At 61.9% G+C, this 18220-nt stretch carries 18 protein-coding genes; all 18 read left to right on the top strand.

The features are described from left to right. Positions 1-329 precede the first annotated feature (329 nt). The 18 genes from ACVWVP_RS13105 to ACVWVP_RS13190 all read left to right on the top strand — a co-directional run bounded on the left by ACVWVP_RS13105 (position 330) and on the right by ACVWVP_RS13190 (position 18218). The gene (locus tag ACVWVP_RS13105) at positions 330-1685 is read left to right on the top strand and encodes a flagellar hook-length control protein FliK (protein ID WP_259174298.1); all 1356 of its coding nucleotides are present in this window, start codon (positions 330-332) and stop codon (positions 1683-1685) included. A gap of 222 nt (positions 1686-1907) precedes the next feature. Beyond that, on the top strand, positions 1908-2408 hold the full coding sequence (fliL, locus tag ACVWVP_RS13110) for a flagellar basal body-associated protein FliL (RefSeq protein WP_457406366.1): 501 nt from the start codon (positions 1908-1910) through the stop codon (positions 2406-2408). 9 nt (positions 2409-2417) lie between these two features. Further along, positions 2418-3386: a flagellar motor switch protein FliM gene (fliM, locus tag ACVWVP_RS13115; protein WP_105523143.1), complete on the top strand. Its 969-nt coding sequence runs from the start codon at positions 2418-2420 to the stop codon at positions 3384-3386. A 46-nt stretch (positions 3387-3432) separates the two neighbouring features. Then, complete coding sequence (fliN, locus tag ACVWVP_RS13120) at positions 3433-3900, top strand: flagellar motor switch protein FliN (RefSeq protein WP_003192941.1); 468 nt, start codon at positions 3433-3435, stop codon at positions 3898-3900. 1 nt (position 3901) lies between these two features. After that, positions 3902-4345 (top strand): flagellar biosynthetic protein FliO, encoded by a 444-nt coding sequence (fliO, locus tag ACVWVP_RS13125; RefSeq protein WP_178925708.1) that lies wholly within the window; start codon positions 3902-3904, stop codon positions 4343-4345. Beyond that, positions 4345-5088, top strand: coding sequence for a flagellar type III secretion system pore protein FliP (gene fliP / locus ACVWVP_RS13130; RefSeq protein ID WP_178925709.1), 744 nt, complete (start codon positions 4345-4347; stop codon positions 5086-5088). Before fliO ends, fliP begins: the two co-directional genes overlap by 1 nt. 4 nt (positions 5089-5092) lie before the next feature. Then, entirely contained in the window at positions 5093-5362 is a 270-nt protein-coding gene (fliQ, locus tag ACVWVP_RS13135) for a flagellar biosynthesis protein FliQ (protein ID WP_003214552.1), read from the top strand. 4 nt (positions 5363-5366) lie between these two features. Next, entirely contained in the window at positions 5367-6152 is a 786-nt protein-coding gene (fliR, locus tag ACVWVP_RS13140) for a flagellar biosynthetic protein FliR (RefSeq protein WP_176999080.1), read from the top strand. 3 nt (positions 6153-6155) lie between these two features. Beyond that, positions 6156-7292 carry a flagellar biosynthesis protein FlhB gene (gene flhB, locus ACVWVP_RS13145; RefSeq protein WP_457406369.1) on the top strand — a complete coding sequence of 379 codons (1137 nt, stop codon included), beginning with the start codon at positions 6156-6158 and terminating at the stop codon, positions 7290-7292. 321 nt (positions 7293-7613) lie between these two features. Beyond that, a complete protein-coding gene (gene flhA / locus ACVWVP_RS13150; protein WP_218172831.1) occupies positions 7614-9728 on the top strand; it encodes a flagellar biosynthesis protein FlhA in 2115 nt (704 codons plus the stop codon). A gap of 12 nt (positions 9729-9740) precedes the next feature. After that, complete coding sequence (flhF, locus tag ACVWVP_RS13155) at positions 9741-11057, top strand: flagellar biosynthesis protein FlhF (protein ID WP_178925710.1); 1317 nt, start codon at positions 9741-9743, stop codon at positions 11055-11057. Positions 11058-11163: 106 nt separating this feature from the next. Beyond that, positions 11164-11997: a flagellar synthesis regulator FleN gene (fleN, locus tag ACVWVP_RS13160; protein ID WP_003192912.1), complete on the top strand. Its 834-nt coding sequence runs from the start codon at positions 11164-11166 to the stop codon at positions 11995-11997. Then, positions 11994-12734 carry an RNA polymerase sigma factor FliA gene (gene fliA, locus ACVWVP_RS13165; RefSeq protein ID WP_135292003.1) on the top strand — a complete coding sequence of 247 codons (741 nt, stop codon included), beginning with the start codon at positions 11994-11996 and terminating at the stop codon, positions 12732-12734. The genes fleN and fliA overlap by 4 nt, the downstream gene beginning before the upstream one ends. 167 nt (positions 12735-12901) lie before the next feature. Further along, positions 12902-13276, top strand: a complete 375-nt coding sequence (locus tag ACVWVP_RS13170; RefSeq protein WP_005790040.1) for a chemotaxis response regulator CheY — start codon at positions 12902-12904, stop codon at positions 13274-13276. 18 nt (positions 13277-13294) lie between these two features. Then, complete coding sequence (locus ACVWVP_RS13175; protein ID WP_176999075.1) at positions 13295-14083, top strand: protein phosphatase CheZ; 789 nt, start codon at positions 13295-13297, stop codon at positions 14081-14083. 11 nt (positions 14084-14094) lie between these two features. Further along, positions 14095-16299: a chemotaxis protein CheA gene (locus ACVWVP_RS13180; RefSeq protein WP_178925711.1), complete on the top strand. Its 2205-nt coding sequence runs from the start codon at positions 14095-14097 to the stop codon at positions 16297-16299. A 48-nt stretch (positions 16300-16347) separates the two neighbouring features. Then, positions 16348-17478, top strand: coding sequence for a protein-glutamate methylesterase/protein-glutamine glutaminase (locus ACVWVP_RS13185; RefSeq protein ID WP_178925712.1), 1131 nt, complete (start codon positions 16348-16350; stop codon positions 17476-17478). Continuing rightward, complete coding sequence (locus ACVWVP_RS13190; protein WP_010208778.1) at positions 17478-18218, top strand: flagellar motor protein; 741 nt, start codon at positions 17478-17480, stop codon at positions 18216-18218. The genes ACVWVP_RS13185 and ACVWVP_RS13190 overlap by 1 nt, the downstream gene beginning before the upstream one ends. Positions 18219-18220 lie beyond the last annotated feature (2 nt).

An 18220-nucleotide genomic window follows, 5' to 3' on the forward strand; every position in this document is an offset into this window, starting at 1 on the left:
TTCGGCAGGGATTTGGGGGGTAAGCCGGCAGGACGCCGGCTTAGCCGCCCCGCGCCATGGATGGCGCGTGGCGGCGGCCCCCCAAATCACTGTCGAATTACGGGCATGCCGAGCCTAAGCGAGGCACCGAGTGTTGGGGCAAGAGCCTTTTGGTTACTTTTGGGCTCTTTCCAAAAGTGACCCGCCGTAAGGGCGGAACCATAAGCAGCCATCACCCAAATAACGGATATGTACCCCGCAAACCCAACCAACCCCAAAACCTGGCCCGACTCTTGCTCTACCTCCCAATACTGCATCCCCGATCCCCAATGCAGTGGAGACCTTTACCTATGCCAGTCGCCCCGAACACCCTCCTTCAGGCTGCCCCCGCAGCCAAGCCTCAAGCGCCCGCCGCGACACCTCCGGCAGCGGCTGCGGCCCCACAGGACAAGGGCCCTGGCTTCGCTCAGGTGTTCGCCAGCCAAGGCGCCAAGCCGACGGTAAAGACCGACGACACCCCGTCCAAGCCTTCTCGTGACAAGACCTCCGACGCCAGCGCCAAGCCTGCTGACAACAGCAGCAAGCCTGCCGCCAGCACGCCAGCGGTTGCCGATAGCGGCAAACCCTTGCCTGCCACGCCGCCGGCCAAGTCCGATGACAGCGCCAGCAGCGACGACGACAAACCCACCGACCCGTCCCTGGTGCAGCAACCCCCGGTTGACCCCGTCGTCGACCCGGCGCTGATTGCCACCGTTACCCCTGTGGCCGTGCCGGTCCCTGTGCCGACGGTGACGCCGACGCCTGCCGCTGCGCCTGAAGAGCCCCAGCCGGTGGTGGCCGCTCCTGTGGCGGCCACCGACGAAGCCAAGCAACCCGCTTTCGACCCTTCCGCCGACCCGCTGGATTCGATGCCCGCCGTGCGCCTGGCGATGGAGCAGGGCGGTCACGTCTCCGCCAGCAGCCAGACGCCGCAAAAAGCCGCGCCTGCGCCGACGCAGGACCAGCCGACCGCCGCGCAAAACTTCGCCGCAGGCCTGGCCAACATGGTCGACCAGCAGGCCGCCAAGGACAGCACCGACACCGGTGGCGACAAGACCTTCAGCAGCCTCATCGACGGTGGCCTCAAGGACTTGAAGGACGCCAGCAGCGATACCCGTGTCGATGACTTCGCCAACCGTCTGGCGGCGCTGACCCAGGCCGCCACGCCGAAAACCGCGAACGCCTTGCCGCCCGTGGCCAACGCGCCGTTGGCCATGCACCAGAGCGGCTGGACCGAAGAAGTGGTCAACCGCGTGATGTACCTGTCCAGCGCCAACCTCAAGTCGGCCGAGATCCAGTTGCAGCCGGCCGAGCTGGGTCGCCTGGACATCAAGGTCAACATGGCGGCCGACCAGCAGGCCCAGGTCACCTTCATGAGTGGCCATGCGGTGGTGCGTGAAGCGCTGGAAAGCCAGTCCGGCCGCCTGCGTGAGATGTTCGCCCAGCAGGGTATGGGGCAGGTGGACGTCAACGTTTCCGACCAGTCCCGTGGCTGGCAGGGCCAGGGCCAAGAGCAGCAACAACAGCAAAACCAGGCCCGTGGCGTGAGTGGTAGCGGTGGCCGTGGTGATGGCGGTGATATGGCCGATCACGCCGAAGTCGCAGCGGCTGTCGCGCCGGTCACCTCCACCGTGATTGGCTCCAGCGCCGTCGATTACTACGCCTAATGTGAGCCCTGCAAAGATCTAAATGTGGGAGCGGGCTTGCTCGCGAAAGCACAGTGTCAGTCAGCGGATTCGTCGATTGGCCCACCGCATTCGCGAGCAAGCCCGCTCCCACATTTGATTTGCGGCGTTCCTTCGTCCCCGATCACCAGACAACTCTGGCATAACACTTGCTCTTGCCTTTCCGTAGATCTATGAATCCCCGAATAGTGACGGATTATTGGCATGGCGAAGAGCGACGACGCAGCAAAACCCCCAGCAGCCAAAGGCAAGCTCAAGCTTATCTTGTTGATTGTGCTGGGCCTGGTCCTGGCCATCGGCGCGTCGGTGGGCGGCACCTGGTACATCATGCACAGCAGTGCCAGCAAACCGGCCCCTGCCGCCGAAACCGCCACCAACGTCAAGCAACCGGCAATCTTCGAGCCGATGCTTCCGGCCTTTGTCGCCAACTTCAATCAGAACGGTCGTCAACGCTACCTGCAGGTGAGCATCACCTTGCTGGCACGTAACCAGGCGGACCTGGATGCGCTCAAAGTGCACATGCCGGTGATCCGCAACAACCTGGTGATGCTGTTTTCCGGGCAGAGCTTCGACAACCTGGCCACTCCGGTAGGCCAGGAAATGCTGCGCCAGAAGGTCACTGCCAGCGTGCAGGAAGTGGCCCAGAAAGAGCTCGGCAAAGTCGTGGTCGAGCAGGCGCTCTTCACTAACTTCGTATTGCAGTAGGATCACGACATGGCCGTGCAAGACCTGCTGTCCCAGGATGAAATCGACGCGCTGTTGCATGGCGTCGACGATGGTCTGGTACAGACCGAAATGGCTGCCGAGCCCGGCAGCGTCAAAAGTTATGACCTGACCAGCCAGGATCGCATCGTCCGTGGACGCATGCCGACCCTGGAAATGATCAACGAGCGTTTCGCCCGCTACACCCGTATCAGCATGTTCAACATGCTGCGCCGTTCGGCGGACGTGGCGGTGGGCGGCGTGCAGGTGATGAAGTTCGGTGAATACGTGCACTCGTTGTACGTGCCCACCAGCCTCAACCTGGTCAAGATCAAGCCGCTGCGCGGCACCGCGCTGTTCATTCTCGACGCCAAGCTGGTGTTCAAGCTGGTGGACAACTTCTTCGGCGGCGACGGCCGTCACGCCAAGATCGAAGGGCGTGAATTCACCCCGACCGAACTGCGTGTGGTGCGCATGGTGCTGGAGCAGGCCTTCATCGACTTGAAGGAAGCCTGGCAGGCGATCATGGAAGTCAATTTCGAGTACATCAACTCGGAAGTGAACCCGGCCATGGCCAACATCGTCGGCCCCAGCGAAGCCATTGTGGTGTCCACTTTCCACATCGAACTCGATGGCGGTGGCGGTGACCTGCACGTGACCATGCCGTACTCGATGATCGAGCCGGTGCGCGAAATGCTCGACGCCGGTTTCCAGTCCGACCTCGACGACCAGGACGAACGTTGGGTCAAGGCCCTGCGCGAAGACCTGCTGGACGTCGACGTGCCGCTGAGCGCCACCGTGGCCCGTCGCCAGTTGCGCCTGCGCGACATCCTGCACATGCAGCCGGGTGACGTGATCCCGGTGGAACTGCCGGAAGAACTGATCATGCGCGCCAACGGTGTGCCGTCGTTCAAGGTCAAGCTCGGTTCCCACAAGGGCAACCTGGCGTTGCAAGTGGTCGAGCCGATCAACCGTCGCTGATCCGCCCTAATTTTTTGATGAATTTTCGCTGCGCCGAGGACATGTAATGGCTACCGAACACGAAAACACTTCCGCCGAAGATCAGGCCTTGGCTGACGAATGGGCTGCGGCCCTGGAAGAAACCGGCGATGTCGGCCAAGACGACATCGACGCGCTGCTGGCCGCCGACGCTGCCACTGCACCGGCCGGCAACCGCCTGGCGATGGAAGAATTCGGCAGCGTGCCGAAGAACAACGACCCGGTGAGCCTTGATGGCCCGAACCTGGACGTGATCCTCGACATTCCGGTGTCGATCTCCATGGAAGTGGGCAGCACCGAAATCAACATCCGCAACCTGCTGCAACTGAACCAGGGTTCGGTGATCGAGCTCGATCGCCTGGCCGGTGAGCCGCTGGACGTGCTGGTCAACGGCACCCTGATCGCCCACGGCGAGGTGGTGGTGGTCAACGAGAAGTTCGGCATCCGCCTGACGGACGTGATCAGCCCAAGCGAACGCATCAAGAAGTTGCGCTGATATGAAGTATTCGATGGCGGGACTGTTTCTGGCGCTGCCATTGAGCGCCCTGGCGGCCGAGCCGGTGGCGCAGGCCACGACGGCGGCGGCACCCGTGGTCAGCAGCGGCATCGGTGGGCAGTTGACCCAGTTGGTGCTGGGCTTGCTGTTGGTGGTCGGCCTGATCTTCGTGCTGGCCTGGCTGATGCGCCGTGTGCAGCGCATCGGGCCGGGCAATGGCCAGGTCATCGAGATGATCGGCTCGCGCGCCCTCGGCCCGCGGGATCGCCTGGTGCTGGTGCAGGTGGGTGATGAGCAGATTCTGCTTGGCATCACGCCGGGCCGCATCACCCCGTTGCACGTGCTCAAGACGCCGGTGGAAGTGGCCCAGACCCAGGCCGCCACACCCGAATTCGCCCAGCGCCTGATGGAGTTGCTGGGCAAGGATCAGAAGGATAAGAAGTAATGCGCGTTTTATTGACGCTCATGCTGTTGCTGGTCGCGCCGATGGCGATGGCCGCCGACCCGTTGTCGATCCCGGCGATCACCCTGGGCACCAACGCGGCCGGGGCCCAGGAATATTCGGTCAGCCTGCAGATCCTGCTGATCATGACGGCGCTGAGCTTTATCCCGGCGTTCGTCATGCTGATGACCAGCTTCACGCGGATCATCATCGTGTTCTCGATCCTGCGCCAGGCCCTGGGCCTGCAGCAGACGCCGTCGAACCAGATCCTCACCGGCATGGCCTTGTTCCTGACGCTGTTCATCATGGCGCCGGTGTTCGACAAGGTGAACCAGCAAGCCCTGCAACCTTACCTGGCGGAAAAACTCACCGCCCAGGACGCCATCGACAAGGCCCAGGGCCCGATCAAGGACTTCATGCTGTCGCAGACCCGTTCCAGCGACCTTGAACTGTTCATGCGCCTGTCCAAGCGGACCGACATCGCCAGCCCGGACCAGGCGCCGCTGACGATCCTGGTGCCGGCGTTTGTCACCTCCGAGCTCAAGACCGCGTTCCAGATCGGCTTCATGATCTTCATCCCGTTCCTGATCATCGACCTGGTGGTGGCGAGCGTGCTGATGGCGATGGGTATGATGATGCTGTCGCCGCTGATCATTTCGTTGCCGTTCAAGATCATGCTGTTCGTGCTGGTGGACGGCTGGGCGCTGATCATCGGCACCCTGGCCAGCAGTTTCGGCGGGGTATAGCGCGATGACGCCAGAAGTTGCGGTCGACCTGTTCCGTGAAGCGCTGTGGCTGACCACCATGATGGTTGCCGTGCTGGTGGTGCCCAGCCTGTTGGTGGGCCTGCTGGTGGCGATGTTCCAGGCCGCGACCCAGATCAACGAACAGACCTTGAGTTTTCTGCCGCGTCTGTTGGTGATGCTGATCACCTTGATCGTTGCCGGCCCGTGGCTGGTGCAAACCTTTATGGAATACATCCTGCAGCTGTACGGCAGTATTCCGCAGTTGATCGGCTGAGCCCATGCAGTCTGTGCTGGCACTGACCGACACCCAGATCAGCACCTGGGTGGCGTCCTTCATCTTGCCGATGTTCCGTGTCACGGCCGTGCTGATGACCATGCCGGTGTTCGGCACCACCCTCGTGCCGCGACGCATCCGCCTGTATTTCGCGTTCGCCATCACCGTGGTGATCGTGCCCGGGCTGCCGCCGATGCCGCCGGTGAATGCCCTGGACCTCAGTGCCCTATTGCTGATTGCCGAACAGATCCTGATCGGCGCGCTGCTGGGCTTTTCCCTCACGTTGTTTTTCCAGGCGTTCGTGATTGCCGGGCAGATCATCTCGATCCAGATGGGCATGGGCTTCGCGTCCATGGTCGACCCCACCAACGGTGTGTCGGTGGCGGTGATCGGGCAGTTCTTGACCATGCTGGTGACCTTGATCTTCCTGGCCATGAACGGCCACCTGGTGGTGTTCGAGGTGATGACCGAGAGCTTCACCACCTTGCCGGTGGGGTCCGGGCTGGTGGTCAGTCACTTCTGGGAGCTGGTCGGCCGGCTCAGTTGGGTGCTGGGTGCATCGTTGCTGCTGGTGCTGCCGGCCATCACTGCGTTGCTGGTGGTCAACATCGCGTTTGGCGTAATGACCCGTGCGGCGCCGCAGTTGAACATCTTCTCTATCGGTTTCCCGTTGACCCTGGTGTTGGGCATGGGGATTTTCTGGATCGGCATGGCCGACATTCTCAATCAGTATCAACCGCTGGCGACCGACGCCTTGCAGTTCTTACGTGATCTGGCGCGGGCACGTTGAGCCATGGCCGAGAGCGAGAGTGGCCAGGACAAGACAGAAGACCCCACGGAGAAACGTAAAAAGGACTCCCGGGAAAAGGGCGAGATTGCCCGCTCCAAAGAACTCAATACCCTGGCGGTGATGCTCGCCGGCGCCGGTGGCCTGCTGATCTACGGCGGTGGCCTGGCGCTGGACCTGATGGAGTTGATGAAGCTCAACTTCTCCCTGCCCCGCGAAGTGCTGCTGAGCCCCGGCGCCATGGGGCTGTACCTGTTGCACTCGGGGAAAATCGCGATTCTGGCGGTGCAACCGGTGCTGATTACGCTGCTGCTGGCGGCGCTGATCGGCCCGGTCTCCCTCGGCGGCTGGTTGTTTGCGCCCGGCAGCATGGCGCCCAAGTTCAGCCGCATGAACCCCGGGCCCGGGCTCAAGCGCATGTTCTCCAGCAAGGCGCTGGTGGAACTGCTCAAGGCCTTGGCCAAATTCATTCTGATCTTGTTTGTGGCGCTGACGGTGTTGTCGTCCGACATTGATGATTTGCTGCGCATCGCCCATGAACCGCTGGAGTCGGCGATCATTCACAGCGTGCAATTGGTGGGCTGGAGCTCGCTGTGGATGGCCTGCGGCCTGATCATCATTGCGGCGGTAGATGCGCCGATCCAGCTGTGGGAAAGCCACAAGAAGCTGCTGATGACCAAGCAGGAAGTGCGCGACGAACACAAGGATCAGGAAGGCCGCCCCGAGGTCAAGCAGCGTATTCGCCAGCTGCAGCGCGAAATGTCCCAGCGCAAGATGATGGCCGCGGTGCCCGAGGCCGACGTGGTCATCACCAACCCGACCCACTACGCCGTGGCGCTCAAGTACGACCCGGAGAAGGGCGGCGCGCCGATGCTGCTGGCCAAGGGCAGTGACTTCACCGCGCTGAAGATCCGTGAAATTGCAGTGGCCAACGACATCCTGTTGCTGGAATCGCCCGAGCTGGCGCGGTCGATCTTCTATTCCACCGACCTGGATCAGGAAATCCCGGCCGGGCTGTACCTGGCCGTGGCGCAGGTATTGGCCTACGTCTATCAGATCCGCCAGTACCGCGCGGGCAAGGGCAAGCGCCCGGACCCGCTCAAAGACCTGCCTATCCCCCCAGAACTGCGCCGCGATTCCTGACAACCCGCTCACTACAAATTTACCGTTCGTCGGCGATTGCGGTTGACCTGTCAAAGTTGACAGGGGTTGTTGGCATGGCTTCGCGGTTTGATAGTGCTGCACGTTATCAAGCGGCAGTCGGGAGCACTGTGATGGCGACGGGTAGCGTCCCAAAGGGCTGCAAGCCGCGAATGTTTGTAGACGCTGAGTGACAAACGGTCTGGACTCGTACCTACCAAGCAAAAGTTGGAAGGCTTCTTGCAATACTGCCTGCAAGTCGCTTTTCGGCGTCAAAAGTTTGCTTCAAGGAAACGAGGAATACCGGTGGTGGATCGCTCTCAAATGCTCGGCACGGCCCGCAGCACCCTGACTGACCTTTCGCGAGGCAATCTGGGTGTGCCGTTGTTGTTGCTGGTGATGCTGGCAATGATGATGTTGCCGATGCCGCCGTTCCTCCTGGACGTGTTTTTCACCTTCAACATTGCGTTGTCGGTCGTCGTGCTGCTCGTCTGCGTCTACGCCTTGCGCCCTCTGGACTTTGCGGTCTTCCCCACCATCCTGCTGGTAGCGACCCTGCTGCGCCTGGCGTTGAACGTGGCGTCCACCCGGGTGGTCATGCTGCACGGCCAGGACGGCCACGCCGCCGCCGGTAAGGTGATCCAGGCCTTTGGTGAGGTGGTGATCGGCGGCAACTACGTGGTCGGTATCGTGGTGTTCGCGATCCTCATGATCATCAACTTCGTGGTGGTCACCAAGGGCGCCGGGCGGATCTCCGAGGTGAGCGCGCGGTTTACCCTCGACGCCATGCCCGGCAAACAGATGGCCATCGACGCCGACCTCAACGCCGGCCTGATCGATCAGAACCAAGCCAAGGCCCGCCGCCTGGAAGTGGCCCAAGAGGCCGAGTTCTACGGTTCGATGGACGGTGCCAGCAAATTCGTACGCGGTGACGCCATTGCCGGCCTGTTGATTCTATTCATCAACCTGATCGGCGGTATGGCGGTCGGCATCTTCCAGCACGGCATGACCTTCGGCGATGCGGGCAAGGTGTACGCCTTGCTGACCATCGGTGACGGTTTAGTGGCGCAATTGCCATCACTGTTGTTATCCACAGCAGCGGCGATCATGGTGACCCGTGCTTCGGGCTCCGAAGACATGGGCAAGCAGATCAGCCGCCAGATGTTCGCCTCCCCCAAGGCGTTGGCCGTGGCGGCCGGCATCATGGCGATCATGGGCATCGTGCCGGGCATGCCCCACGTGTCGTTTCTCAGCATGGCGGCCATGGCCGCTGGTGGTGCTTACCTGTTCTGGCGCAAGCAAAACCAGGTCAAGGTGCTGGCCCAGCAGGAAATCGCCCGTCAGCAGGATTTGCTGCCTTCCCCGGCCCGCGCCCAGGAAACCAAGGAGTTGGGCTGGGATGACGTGACCCCGATCGACATGATCGGCCTGGAAGTGGGCTACCGCCTGATTCCGCTGGTGGACCGCAACCAGGGCGGCCAACTGCTCGCGCGGATCAAGGGCGTGCGCAAGAAGCTGTCGCAGGACCTGGGCTTTTTGATGCCCACCGTGCACATCCGCGACAACCTCGACCTGGCCCCGAGCGCCTACCGCTTGACCCTGATGGGGGTGATCCTCGCCGAAGCGGAGATCTACCCGGACCGCGAGTTGGCGATCAACCCCGGCCAAGTGTTCGGTTCGCTCAACGGCATCACCGCCAAAGATCCGGCTTTTGGCCTTGACGCGGTGTGGATCGAAGTCAGCCAGCGCAGCCAGGCCCAGTCTCTTGGTTATACCGTGGTAGACGCCAGCACGGTGGTCGCGACCCACCTCAACCAGATCCTCTACAAGCACTCCCACGAACTGATCGGCCACGAAGAAGTCCAGCAATTGATGGGGTTGCTGGGCAAAGCCTCGCCAAAACTCGCCGAAGAGCTGGTGCCGGGTGTGCTGTCGCTGTCGCAATTGCTCAAGGTGCTGCAGGCGCTGCTGGCCGAACAGGTGCCGGTGCGCGATATCCGCAGCATTGCCGAGGCCATCGCCAACAATGCCGCCAAGAGTCAAGATACTGCCGCCCTGGTGGCCGCAGTGCGCGTCGGATTGTCGCGTGCAATCGTGCAAAGCATTGTAGGGATTGACTCCGAGCTGCCTGTGATCACCTTGGAACCAAGGTTGGAACAAATATTGCTCAATAGTATTCAGAAGGCAGGACAAGGCCAGGAAGAGGGCGTTCTGCTGGAGCCAAGCATGGCTGAGAAGCTGCAGCGTTCGTTGATCGAAGCCGCGCAGCGCCAGGAAATGGCAGGCCAGCCGATCATTCTGCTGGTGGCCGGCCCCGTCCGCGCGATGTTGTCGCGATTTGGGCGCCTGGCAGTACCGAATTTGCACGTTTTGGCTTATCAGGAAATTCCTGACAACAAGCAAGTGACTATCGTCGCGACAGTAGGGCCCAACGGCTGAGGGTAGTGGGTTATGCAAGTGAAGCGTTTTTTCGCCGCCGATATGCGTCAGGCCATGAAACTGGTTCGTGATGAGCTGGGCGCCGACGCCGCGATTATCGGAAACCGCCGCATCGCCGGTGGTGTCGAGCTGACGGCTGCCCTGGATTACACCCCCCAGGCGCTGGCGCCGCGCGTGCCGAACATGGAACTCGAAGACGAGTTGCGCAAGACCGCCTCGCGCATTGTCTCGGCCCAGGCCGAACTGAGCATGCGTGGCGACAGCGATGCCACCACCAATCGCCAGCTATTCGCCGGCCTGCCGCTGACCGCTGCCGAGCCGCTGGTCGAGCCGACCTTCAAAGAGCCACCACGTCCTGCCGCGCCAGCCCCGGCGCCGGCAGTCGACCCGCGTGTGTTTGACTCGATGCGTTTTGAACTCAATGGCCTGCGTGAGCTGCTGGAAGTCCAGCTGGGCTCCCTGGCCTGGACCCAGTTGCAAGGCAGCAAGCCGCAACAGGCCAACCTGTGGCGCCGCCTGCAACGTATCGGCTTGTCCGGCCCGTTGTCCCGCGACCTGCTGGCCCTGACCGCCGAAGTCGAAGAACCTCGCCAGGCCTGGCGCATGTTGCTGGCCCACCTGGCGCGCATGATCGTCACCCCGGAAATCGAGCCCCTGGAAGAGGGCGGTGTGATCGCCATGGTCGGCCCTGCCGGCATGGGCAAGACCACCACCCTGGCCAAACTGGCCGCGCGTTACGTGCTCAAGTACGGCGCGCAGAACATCGCGCTGGTGAGCATGGACAGCTACCGTATTGGTGCCCAGGAGCAGCTCAAGACCCTGGGGCGTATTCTCAATGTGTCGGTGACCCACGTCGACCCGGGCCAGTCCCTGGCCAACGCCCTCGACCCACTGCTGCGCAAGCGCGTGGTATTGATCGATACCGCTGGCCTGCAAGCCAGCGACCCGGCGTTGCGCATGCAGCTGGAAAGCCTGGCCGGGCGTGGCATCAAGTCGAAGAATTACCTGGTGCTTGCAACCACTAGCCAGAAACAGGTTCTTACCGCTGCGTATCATAGCTACAAGCGCTGCGGCCTGGCCGGTTGCATCCTGACTAAACTCGATGAAACGGCGAGTCTGGGCGAGGTGTTGAGCCTGGCCATCAGCCACGAATTGCCGGTTGCCTACCTGACCGACGGGCCGCGGATCCCGGATGATCTGCATCTGCCGCGCCGTCATCAGCTGGTCAGCCGTGCAGTCAGCGTGCAAATGCAAGAAGAGCCTAGCGAGGAAGCGATGGCCGATATGTTCGCTGACCTTTACCACAACCCGGCAAAACGGGTCGGTTGAGGGCAGCATGAACACCGTGAAATGTATCTACATCGATGGTCTGCAAGCGATTCACGCGGCCAAGCCATGTAGCCTGCGTCTAAGCAAGACAAGGTAAAGAAATAAAATGGGCAGCATGCATCCCGTACAGGTGATCGCGGTGACCGGCGGCAAAGGTGGCGTCGGGAAAACTAACGTGTCAGTGAATTTGTCCCTGGCCCTGGCAGAGCTTGGCCGTCGCGTCATGCTGCTGGATGCTGACCTGGGGTTGGCGAACGTCGACGTTCTGCTGGGGCTGACACCCAAACACACCCTCGCCGATGTGATCGAAGGCCGTTGTGAGCTGCGCGATGTGCTGCTCCAGGGCCCCGGTGGCATTCGGATCGTGCCGGCCGCCTCGGGCACCCAGAGCATGGTGCACCTGAGCCCGGCGCAGCATGCCGGCCTGATCCAGGCCTTCAGCGATATCGGCGACAACCTCGACGTGCTGGTGATCGACACCGCCGCCGGGATCGGCGAGTCCGTGGTCAGCTTCGTGCGCGCAGCGCAAGAAGTGCTGCTGGTGGTCTGCGACGAACCCACCTCGATCACCGACGCCTACGCCCTGATCAAACTGCTTAACCGTGACTACGGCATGAACCGCTTCCGCGTGCTGGCCAACATGGCCCAAAGCCCGCAGGAAGGGCGAAACCTGTTCGCCAAGTTGACCAAGGTCACGGATCGCTTCCTCGATGTCGCCTTACAATACGTCGGCGCAGTTCCTTATGACGAGTGTGTGCGCAAGGCCGTGCAAAAGCAGCGTGCGGTCTATGAAGCGTTCCCTCGTTCGAAGTGCGCACTGGCGTTCAAGGCCATTGCCCAGAAGGTCGATACCTGGCCGTTGCCCGCCAACCCACGGGGGCATCTGGAGTTTTTCGTCGAGCGATTGGTGCATCAGACGAGCGCAGGACCCGTGCTATGACAGCGACTGGCTACAACGCGTACAAGAAGTCTGCCCGTGACAGCCAGGGCGAGTTGATCGAGCGCTACGCGCCGTTGGTCAAGCGTATCGCCTATCACCTGCTGGCACGCCTGCCGGCCAGCGTCCAGGTCGAAGACCTGATCCAGGCCGGCATGATCGGCCTGCTCGAAGTGTCGACCAAATACGACGCGAGCAAGGGTGCAAGTTTCGAGACGTATGCGGGTATCCGTATTCGTGGCGCAATGCTCGATGAAGTGCGCAAAGGCGATTGGGCACCGCGTTCGGTGCACCGCAATACGCGCATGGTCAGTGATGCAATTCGCGCAATTGAAGCAAAAACCGGTCGTGACGCTAAAGATCATGAAGTTGCGGCCGAACTCCAATTGAGTCTCGATGATTACTACGGGATTTTGAACGATACCTTGGGCAGCCGCCTGTTCAGTTTCGACGACCTGTTGCAGGACGGCGAACACGAAGGGCTGCACGAGGACGGCGCGAGTGCACATCTGGAGCCGTCGCGTGACCTGGAAGATGAACGCTTCCAGGGTGCGTTGGCGGACGCGATCGCCAATTTGCCGGAGCGTGAGCGACTGGTGTTGGCGCTGTACTACGACGAAGAGCTGAACCTCAAGGAAATCGGTGAGGTCCTGGGGGTCAGCGAATCGCGTGTCAGCCAGCTGCACAGCCAGTGCGCAGCCCGCTTGCGGGGGCGGTTGGGAGAGTGGCGCGCGCGCTGACAGGCAGTGTGGGGACACTGCAGACGCTACCGTGAAAGCCATCGCTTTCGCGGGTTCGTACCGTGGTGCCCTGGGCAGTCCTTTTTGTGTAACGCCTGTTGATTGAAATGGCGCGTCCAGGTGCTGGGCGCGTTTAAGACTGCTTGGAGGTCGAATTGGACAAGAACATGAAAATCCTCATCGTTGATGACTTCTCAACGATGCGGCGGATCATAAAAAACCTGTTGCGTGACCTTGGGTTCACAAACACGGTCGAGGCGGATGACGGCATTACAGCGATTCCGATCCTCAACAGCGGGAGCATCGACTTTCTGGTAACCGACTGGAACATGCCGGGCATGACCGGTATCGATTTGCTGCGCCACGTGCGTGCTGATGAAAAACTGCGCAGCCTGCCTGTGCTGATGGTGACCGCCGAAGCCAAGCGTGAGCAGATCATCGAAGCCGCCCAAGCCGGGGTAAACGGTTACGTGGTCAAGCCATTCACTGCGCTGGCCTTGAAAGAGAAGATCGAGAAAATCTTCGAACGCATCGGTCATTGATGCTGCCACGGGGGAGCTATGGAGCATAAAGAAACGTCACAGGGAGACTTCGAGTCGACCCTGAAAAAGCATGCTCACCAGTTGGTCGACAGCCTTGAAAAAGGCCAGTTCGGCGACGCGGTGCAGTTAATCCATGAGCTCAACCAGACCCGTGACCGCGGCCTGTACCAGGAAGTGGGCAAGCTCACGCGCGAGCTGCACAGTGCGATCGTCAATTTCCAGATTGACCCGCACATGCCCCAGGCCGAAGAGATTTCGCAAATCACCGATGCCACCGAACGCCTGTCCTACGTGGTCAGGCTGACCGAGGCGGCGGCCAACCGCACCATGGACCTGGTGGAGAACGCCACGCCCCTGGTCAATGGCATGGCCAATGAAGCCCAGGCCCTCAGCGTTGACTGGGGCCGCTTCATGCGTCGGGAAGTGGGCGCGGAAGAGTTTCGTGAATTGGCGCGTCGGGTCGACGGCTTTCTGTCGCGCAGCGAGCAGGAAAACCGCACGGTTTCCAGCAACCTCAACGACATTCTGCTGGCCCAGGATTACCAGGACCTCACCGGCCAGGTGATCAAGCGTGTGACCCAATTGGTCACCGAAGTGGAAAGCAACTTGCTCAAATTGGTGCTTATGGCAGGCCAGGTTGACCGCTTTGCCGGTATCGAACATGACCGCGCAGCGATCCTCTCGGAAAAAGATCCACAAAAACATCTCGCCAAGGGTGAAGGTCCGCAGATTCATGCCGATAAACGTGAAGACGTTGTATCGGGTCAAGATGATGTTGATGACCTGTTATCCAGTTTAGGCTTCTAAGGAGCACCCACATGAGCTTCGGCGCCGATGAAGAAATCCTTCAGGATTTCCTTGTAGAGGCCGGCGAAATTTTAGAGCAGTTGTCCGAGCAACTGGTCGAGCTGGAAAGCCGACCGGATGATGCGAACCTGCTCAATGCAATTTTTCGCGGTTTTCACACTGTAAAAGGGGGCGCCGGCTTCCTCCAGCTCCATGAGCTGGTGGAGTGCTGCCACATCGCCGAGAACGTGTTCGACATCCTGCGCAAGGGTGAGCGTCACGTTGACTCGGAATTGATGGACGTGATTCTCGAAGCACTGGATGCGGTCAACGGCATGTTCAGCGAAGTGCGCGACCGTGCACCGATCACTGCCGCCACCCCGGAACTGCTGGCCGCCCTGGCGCGCCTGGCAGAGCCTGCCGACACCTCGGCCGCACCCGTTGCGGCTGCGGCGCCCGAGCCTGTGGTGGAAGCCGAGCCGGATGTGACGGACAGCGAGTTCGAACAACTGCTCAACTCCCTCAGTGCCGTCAAGGCCGAGGCTGAGGCCCCGGCTGCTCCGGCGGCTGAAGTCGCGGCACCGACCAGCGAAGACATCACCGACGCCGAGTTCGAGTCACTGCTCGACCAGTTGCACGGCAAAGGCCAGTTCGCCGCCGACGCCGTGGCGCCTGCCGCCGCGCCTGAAGCGCCGGCTGCGTCAGCCAACACCGACATTACCGACGACGAATTCGAAGCGTTGCTCGACCAACTGCACGGCAAGGGCACCTTTGTGGCCGACGCCTTGCCGGAAGTCGCCGCAACCGCCGCCGCGCCGGCCGCCAGTGCCGCGCCGGCCGACGACGGGCTGATTTCCGATCACGAATTCGAATCCCTGCTCGACGAGTTGCACGGCAAAGGCAAGTTCTCCGAAGTGGCCCCGGCCGCTGCGGTGGCGACGGCCGCACCGGTGGCCGCCAAAGCCGCCGCGCCCGCCGCCAAGCCAGCCCCGGCCCCTGCAGCCGCTGCTGCACCAGCGCCTGCACGGGCGGCCGCCGCGCCGGTGGCCGACAAGCCTGTCAGTGAAGCCGAAACCACCGTGCGGGTTGATACCGCGCGCCTGGACGACATCATGAACATGGTCGGCGAACTGGTGCTGGTGCGTAACCGCCTGGTGCGCCTGGGCCTGAGCAGTGGCGATGAAGCCATGCAAAAGGCCGTGTCGAACCTTGATGTGGTCACCGCCGACCTGCAGACCGCCGTGATGAAGACGCGCATGCAGCCGATCAAGAAAGTCTTCGGCCGCTTCCCGCGTCTGGTTCGCGACCTGGCGCGCCAGCTCAAGAAAGAAATCAACCTGGAACTGGTGGGTGAAGAAACCGACCTCGACAAAAACCTGGTCGAGGCCCTGGCCGACCCGCTGGTCCACTTGGTGCGCAACGCTGTCGACCATGGCGTGGAAACCCCGGAAGAGCGCGAAGCCGCAGGCAAGTCGCGCAACGGCAAGGTGGTCCTGGCCGCCGAGCAGGAAGGCGACCACATCCTGCTATCGATTACCGACGACGGCAAGGGCATGGACCCGACCATTTTGCGCAATATCGCGGTCAAGCGTGGCGTGATGGACAAGGACGCCGCCGACCGCCTGACCGACACCGAGTGCTACAACCTGATCTTCGCCCCGGGCTTCTCGACCAAGACCGAGATCTCCGACGTGTCCGGCCGTGGCGTGGGCATGGACGTGGTGAAGACTAAGATCAGCCAGCTCAATGGCTCGATCAACATTTACTCGACCAAGGGCCAGGGCTCGAAGATCGTGATCAAGGTGCCGTTGACCTTGGCGATCATGCCGACCCTGATGGTGATGCTGGGCAACCAGGCGTTCGCCTTCCCGCTGGTCAACGTCAACGAGATCTTCCACCTCGACCTGTCGCGCACCAACGTGGTGGACGGCCAGGAAGTGGTAATCGTGCGCGACAAGGCGTTGCCACTGTTCTACCTCAAGCGCTGGCTGGTGGCATCGGCCAAGCATGAAGAGCAGCGCGAAGGCCATGTGGTGATTCTCTCCGTGGGCACCCAGCGTATCGGCTTTGTGGTCGATCAACTGGTGGGCCAGGAAGAAGTGGTCATCAAGCCTTTGGGCAAAATGCTGCAGGGAACCCCGGGCATGTCGGGTGCGACCATCACCGGTGACGGCCGGATCGCGCTGATTCTCGATGTTCCGAGCATGCTCAAGCGTTACGCCGCTCGGCGTATTTGATTCTGGTGGGGCAGGGCGGTATTGCCCGCCCCGCCTAACGGAGTGTTTATGGCAGTCAAGGTCCTGGTGGTGGACGATTCGGGTTTCTTCCGCCGCCGCGTCTCGGAAATTCTTTCCGCCGATCCAACGATCCAGGTGGTCGGCACGGCCACCAACGGCAAAGAGGCGATTGATCAAGCCATTGCGTTGAAGCCGGACGTGATCACCATGGACTACGAGATGCCGATGATGGATGGCATCACCGCAGTCCGGCACATCATGCAACGCTGCCCGACCCCGGTGTTGATGTTCTCCTCGCTGACCCACGAAGGCGCCCGGGTCACCCTGGATGCGCTGGACGCCGGCGCGGTGGACTTCCTGCCGAAGAACTTCGAAGACATCTCGCGCAACCCCGAGAAGGTCAAGCAGATGCTGTGCGAGAAGGTGCACAGCATTTCCCGCAGTAACCGTCGCAGCCTGTTCAGCACCCCGGCGCCAACGCCGACACCGGCTCCCGCAGCGGCCCCGACCAGTTCGTTCGGGCGTCCTGCGCCGGCACCGGTCGCGCGCCCTGTGGCGCCTGCGCCGGTGCGGGCTGCTGCGCCGGCTGCCGCTCATTCGCCTGCGCCCAAGCGCAAAGCCTACAAACTGGTGGCCATCGGCACGTCCACGGGCGGCCCGGTTGCCCTGCAACGTGTGCTGACCCAACTGCCGGCCAACTTCCCGGCACCGATCGTGCTGGTGCAACACATGCCGGCTGCGTTCACCAAGGCCTTCGCCGAGCGCCTGGACAAGCTGTGCCGCATCAGCGTCAAGGAAGCCGAGGATGGCGACATCCTGCGTCCTGGCCTGGCGCTGCTGGCCCCGGGCGGCAAGCAGATGATGGTGGACGGCCGTGGCGCGATCAAAATCCTGCCGGGTGATGAGCGCCTCAACTACAAGCCGTGCGTGGATATCACCTTCGGTTCGGCAGCCAAGTCCTACGGCGACAAAGTTCTGGCGGTGGTGCTCACCGGCATGGGCGCCGACGGCCGCGAAGGCGCGCGCCTGCTCAAGCAGGGCGGCAGCGCCATCTGGGCCCAGGACGAAGCCAGCTGTGTGATCTATGGCATGCCCATGGCCATCGTCAAGGCTGACCTGGCCGATGCGGTCTACAGCCTGGACGACATCGGCAAGCATCTGGTGGAGGCCTGCCTCTGATGGATGTCTTGAGCCTGATCGGCATCATCATGGCGTTCGTCGCGATCATCGGCGGCAACTACCTCGAAGGCGGCCACCTCGGCGCCTTGGCCAACGGCCCGGCCGCGCTGATCGTGATCGGCGGCACCGTGGGCGCGGCACTGTTGCAATCGCCGCTGAGCTCGTTCAAGCGCGCCATGCAGATCCTGGTGTGGATCATCTTCCCACCCCGCGTTGACCTGCCAGGCGGCATCGACCGCGTGGTCAACTGGAGCCTCACCGCGCGCAAGGAAGGCCTGCTGGGCCTCGAAGGCGTGGCCGATGCGGAGCCCGACAGCTACGCGCGCAAAGGCCTGCAGTTGCTGGTGGACGGCGCCGAACCGGAAGCGATCCGCAGCATCCTGGAAGTGGATTTCTACACCCAGGAAAGCCGCGACATCAACGCCGCCAAAGTCTTTGAAAGCATGGGCGGCTATGCGCCGACCATCGGCATCATCGGTGCGGTGATGGGCCTGATCCACGTGATGGGCAACCTGGCCGACCCTTCGCAGCTGGGCAGTGGCATTGCCGTGGCGTTTGTCGCCACCATCTACGGTGTGGCCAGTGCCAACCTGGTGTTGTTGCCGGTGGCGAGCAAGCTCAAGTCGATTGCCATGCGCCAGTCGCGTTATCGCGAGATGTTGCTCGAAGGTATTTTGTCGATTGCCGAAGGTGAGAACCCGCGCTCCATCGAATTGAAGCTCCAGGGCTTCATGGATTGATG

The organism is Pseudomonas sp. TE24901 (assembly GCF_054058375.1).

Coding starts and splice junctions, on each gene's coding strand:
- ACVWVP_RS13105 (WP_259174298.1), top strand. CDS start 330: ATGCCAGTCGCCCCGAACACCCTCCTTCAGGCTGCCCCCGCAGCCAAG.
- fliL (WP_457406366.1), top strand. CDS start 1,908: ATGGCGAAGAGCGACGACGCAGCAAAACCCCCAGCAGCCAAAGGCAAG.
- fliM (WP_105523143.1), top strand. CDS start 2,418: ATGGCCGTGCAAGACCTGCTGTCCCAGGATGAAATCGACGCGCTGTTG.
- fliN (WP_003192941.1), top strand. CDS start 3,433: ATGGCTACCGAACACGAAAACACTTCCGCCGAAGATCAGGCCTTGGCT.
- fliO (WP_178925708.1), top strand. CDS start 3,902: ATGAAGTATTCGATGGCGGGACTGTTTCTGGCGCTGCCATTGAGCGCC.
- fliP (WP_178925709.1), top strand. CDS start 4,345: ATGCGCGTTTTATTGACGCTCATGCTGTTGCTGGTCGCGCCGATGGCG.
- fliQ (WP_003214552.1), top strand. CDS start 5,093: ATGACGCCAGAAGTTGCGGTCGACCTGTTCCGTGAAGCGCTGTGGCTG.
- fliR (WP_176999080.1), top strand. CDS start 5,367: ATGCAGTCTGTGCTGGCACTGACCGACACCCAGATCAGCACCTGGGTG.
- flhB (WP_457406369.1), top strand. CDS start 6,156: ATGGCCGAGAGCGAGAGTGGCCAGGACAAGACAGAAGACCCCACGGAG.
- flhA (WP_218172831.1), top strand. CDS start 7,614: ATGCTCGGCACGGCCCGCAGCACCCTGACTGACCTTTCGCGAGGCAAT.
- flhF (WP_178925710.1), top strand. CDS start 9,741: ATGCAAGTGAAGCGTTTTTTCGCCGCCGATATGCGTCAGGCCATGAAA.
- fleN (WP_003192912.1), top strand. CDS start 11,164: ATGGGCAGCATGCATCCCGTACAGGTGATCGCGGTGACCGGCGGCAAA.
- fliA (WP_135292003.1), top strand. CDS start 11,994: ATGACAGCGACTGGCTACAACGCGTACAAGAAGTCTGCCCGTGACAGC.
- ACVWVP_RS13170 (WP_005790040.1), top strand. CDS start 12,902: ATGAAAATCCTCATCGTTGATGACTTCTCAACGATGCGGCGGATCATA.
- ACVWVP_RS13175 (WP_176999075.1), top strand. CDS start 13,295: ATGGAGCATAAAGAAACGTCACAGGGAGACTTCGAGTCGACCCTGAAA.
- ACVWVP_RS13180 (WP_178925711.1), top strand. CDS start 14,095: ATGAGCTTCGGCGCCGATGAAGAAATCCTTCAGGATTTCCTTGTAGAG.
- ACVWVP_RS13185 (WP_178925712.1), top strand. CDS start 16,348: ATGGCAGTCAAGGTCCTGGTGGTGGACGATTCGGGTTTCTTCCGCCGC.
- ACVWVP_RS13190 (WP_010208778.1), top strand. CDS start 17,478: ATGGATGTCTTGAGCCTGATCGGCATCATCATGGCGTTCGTCGCGATC.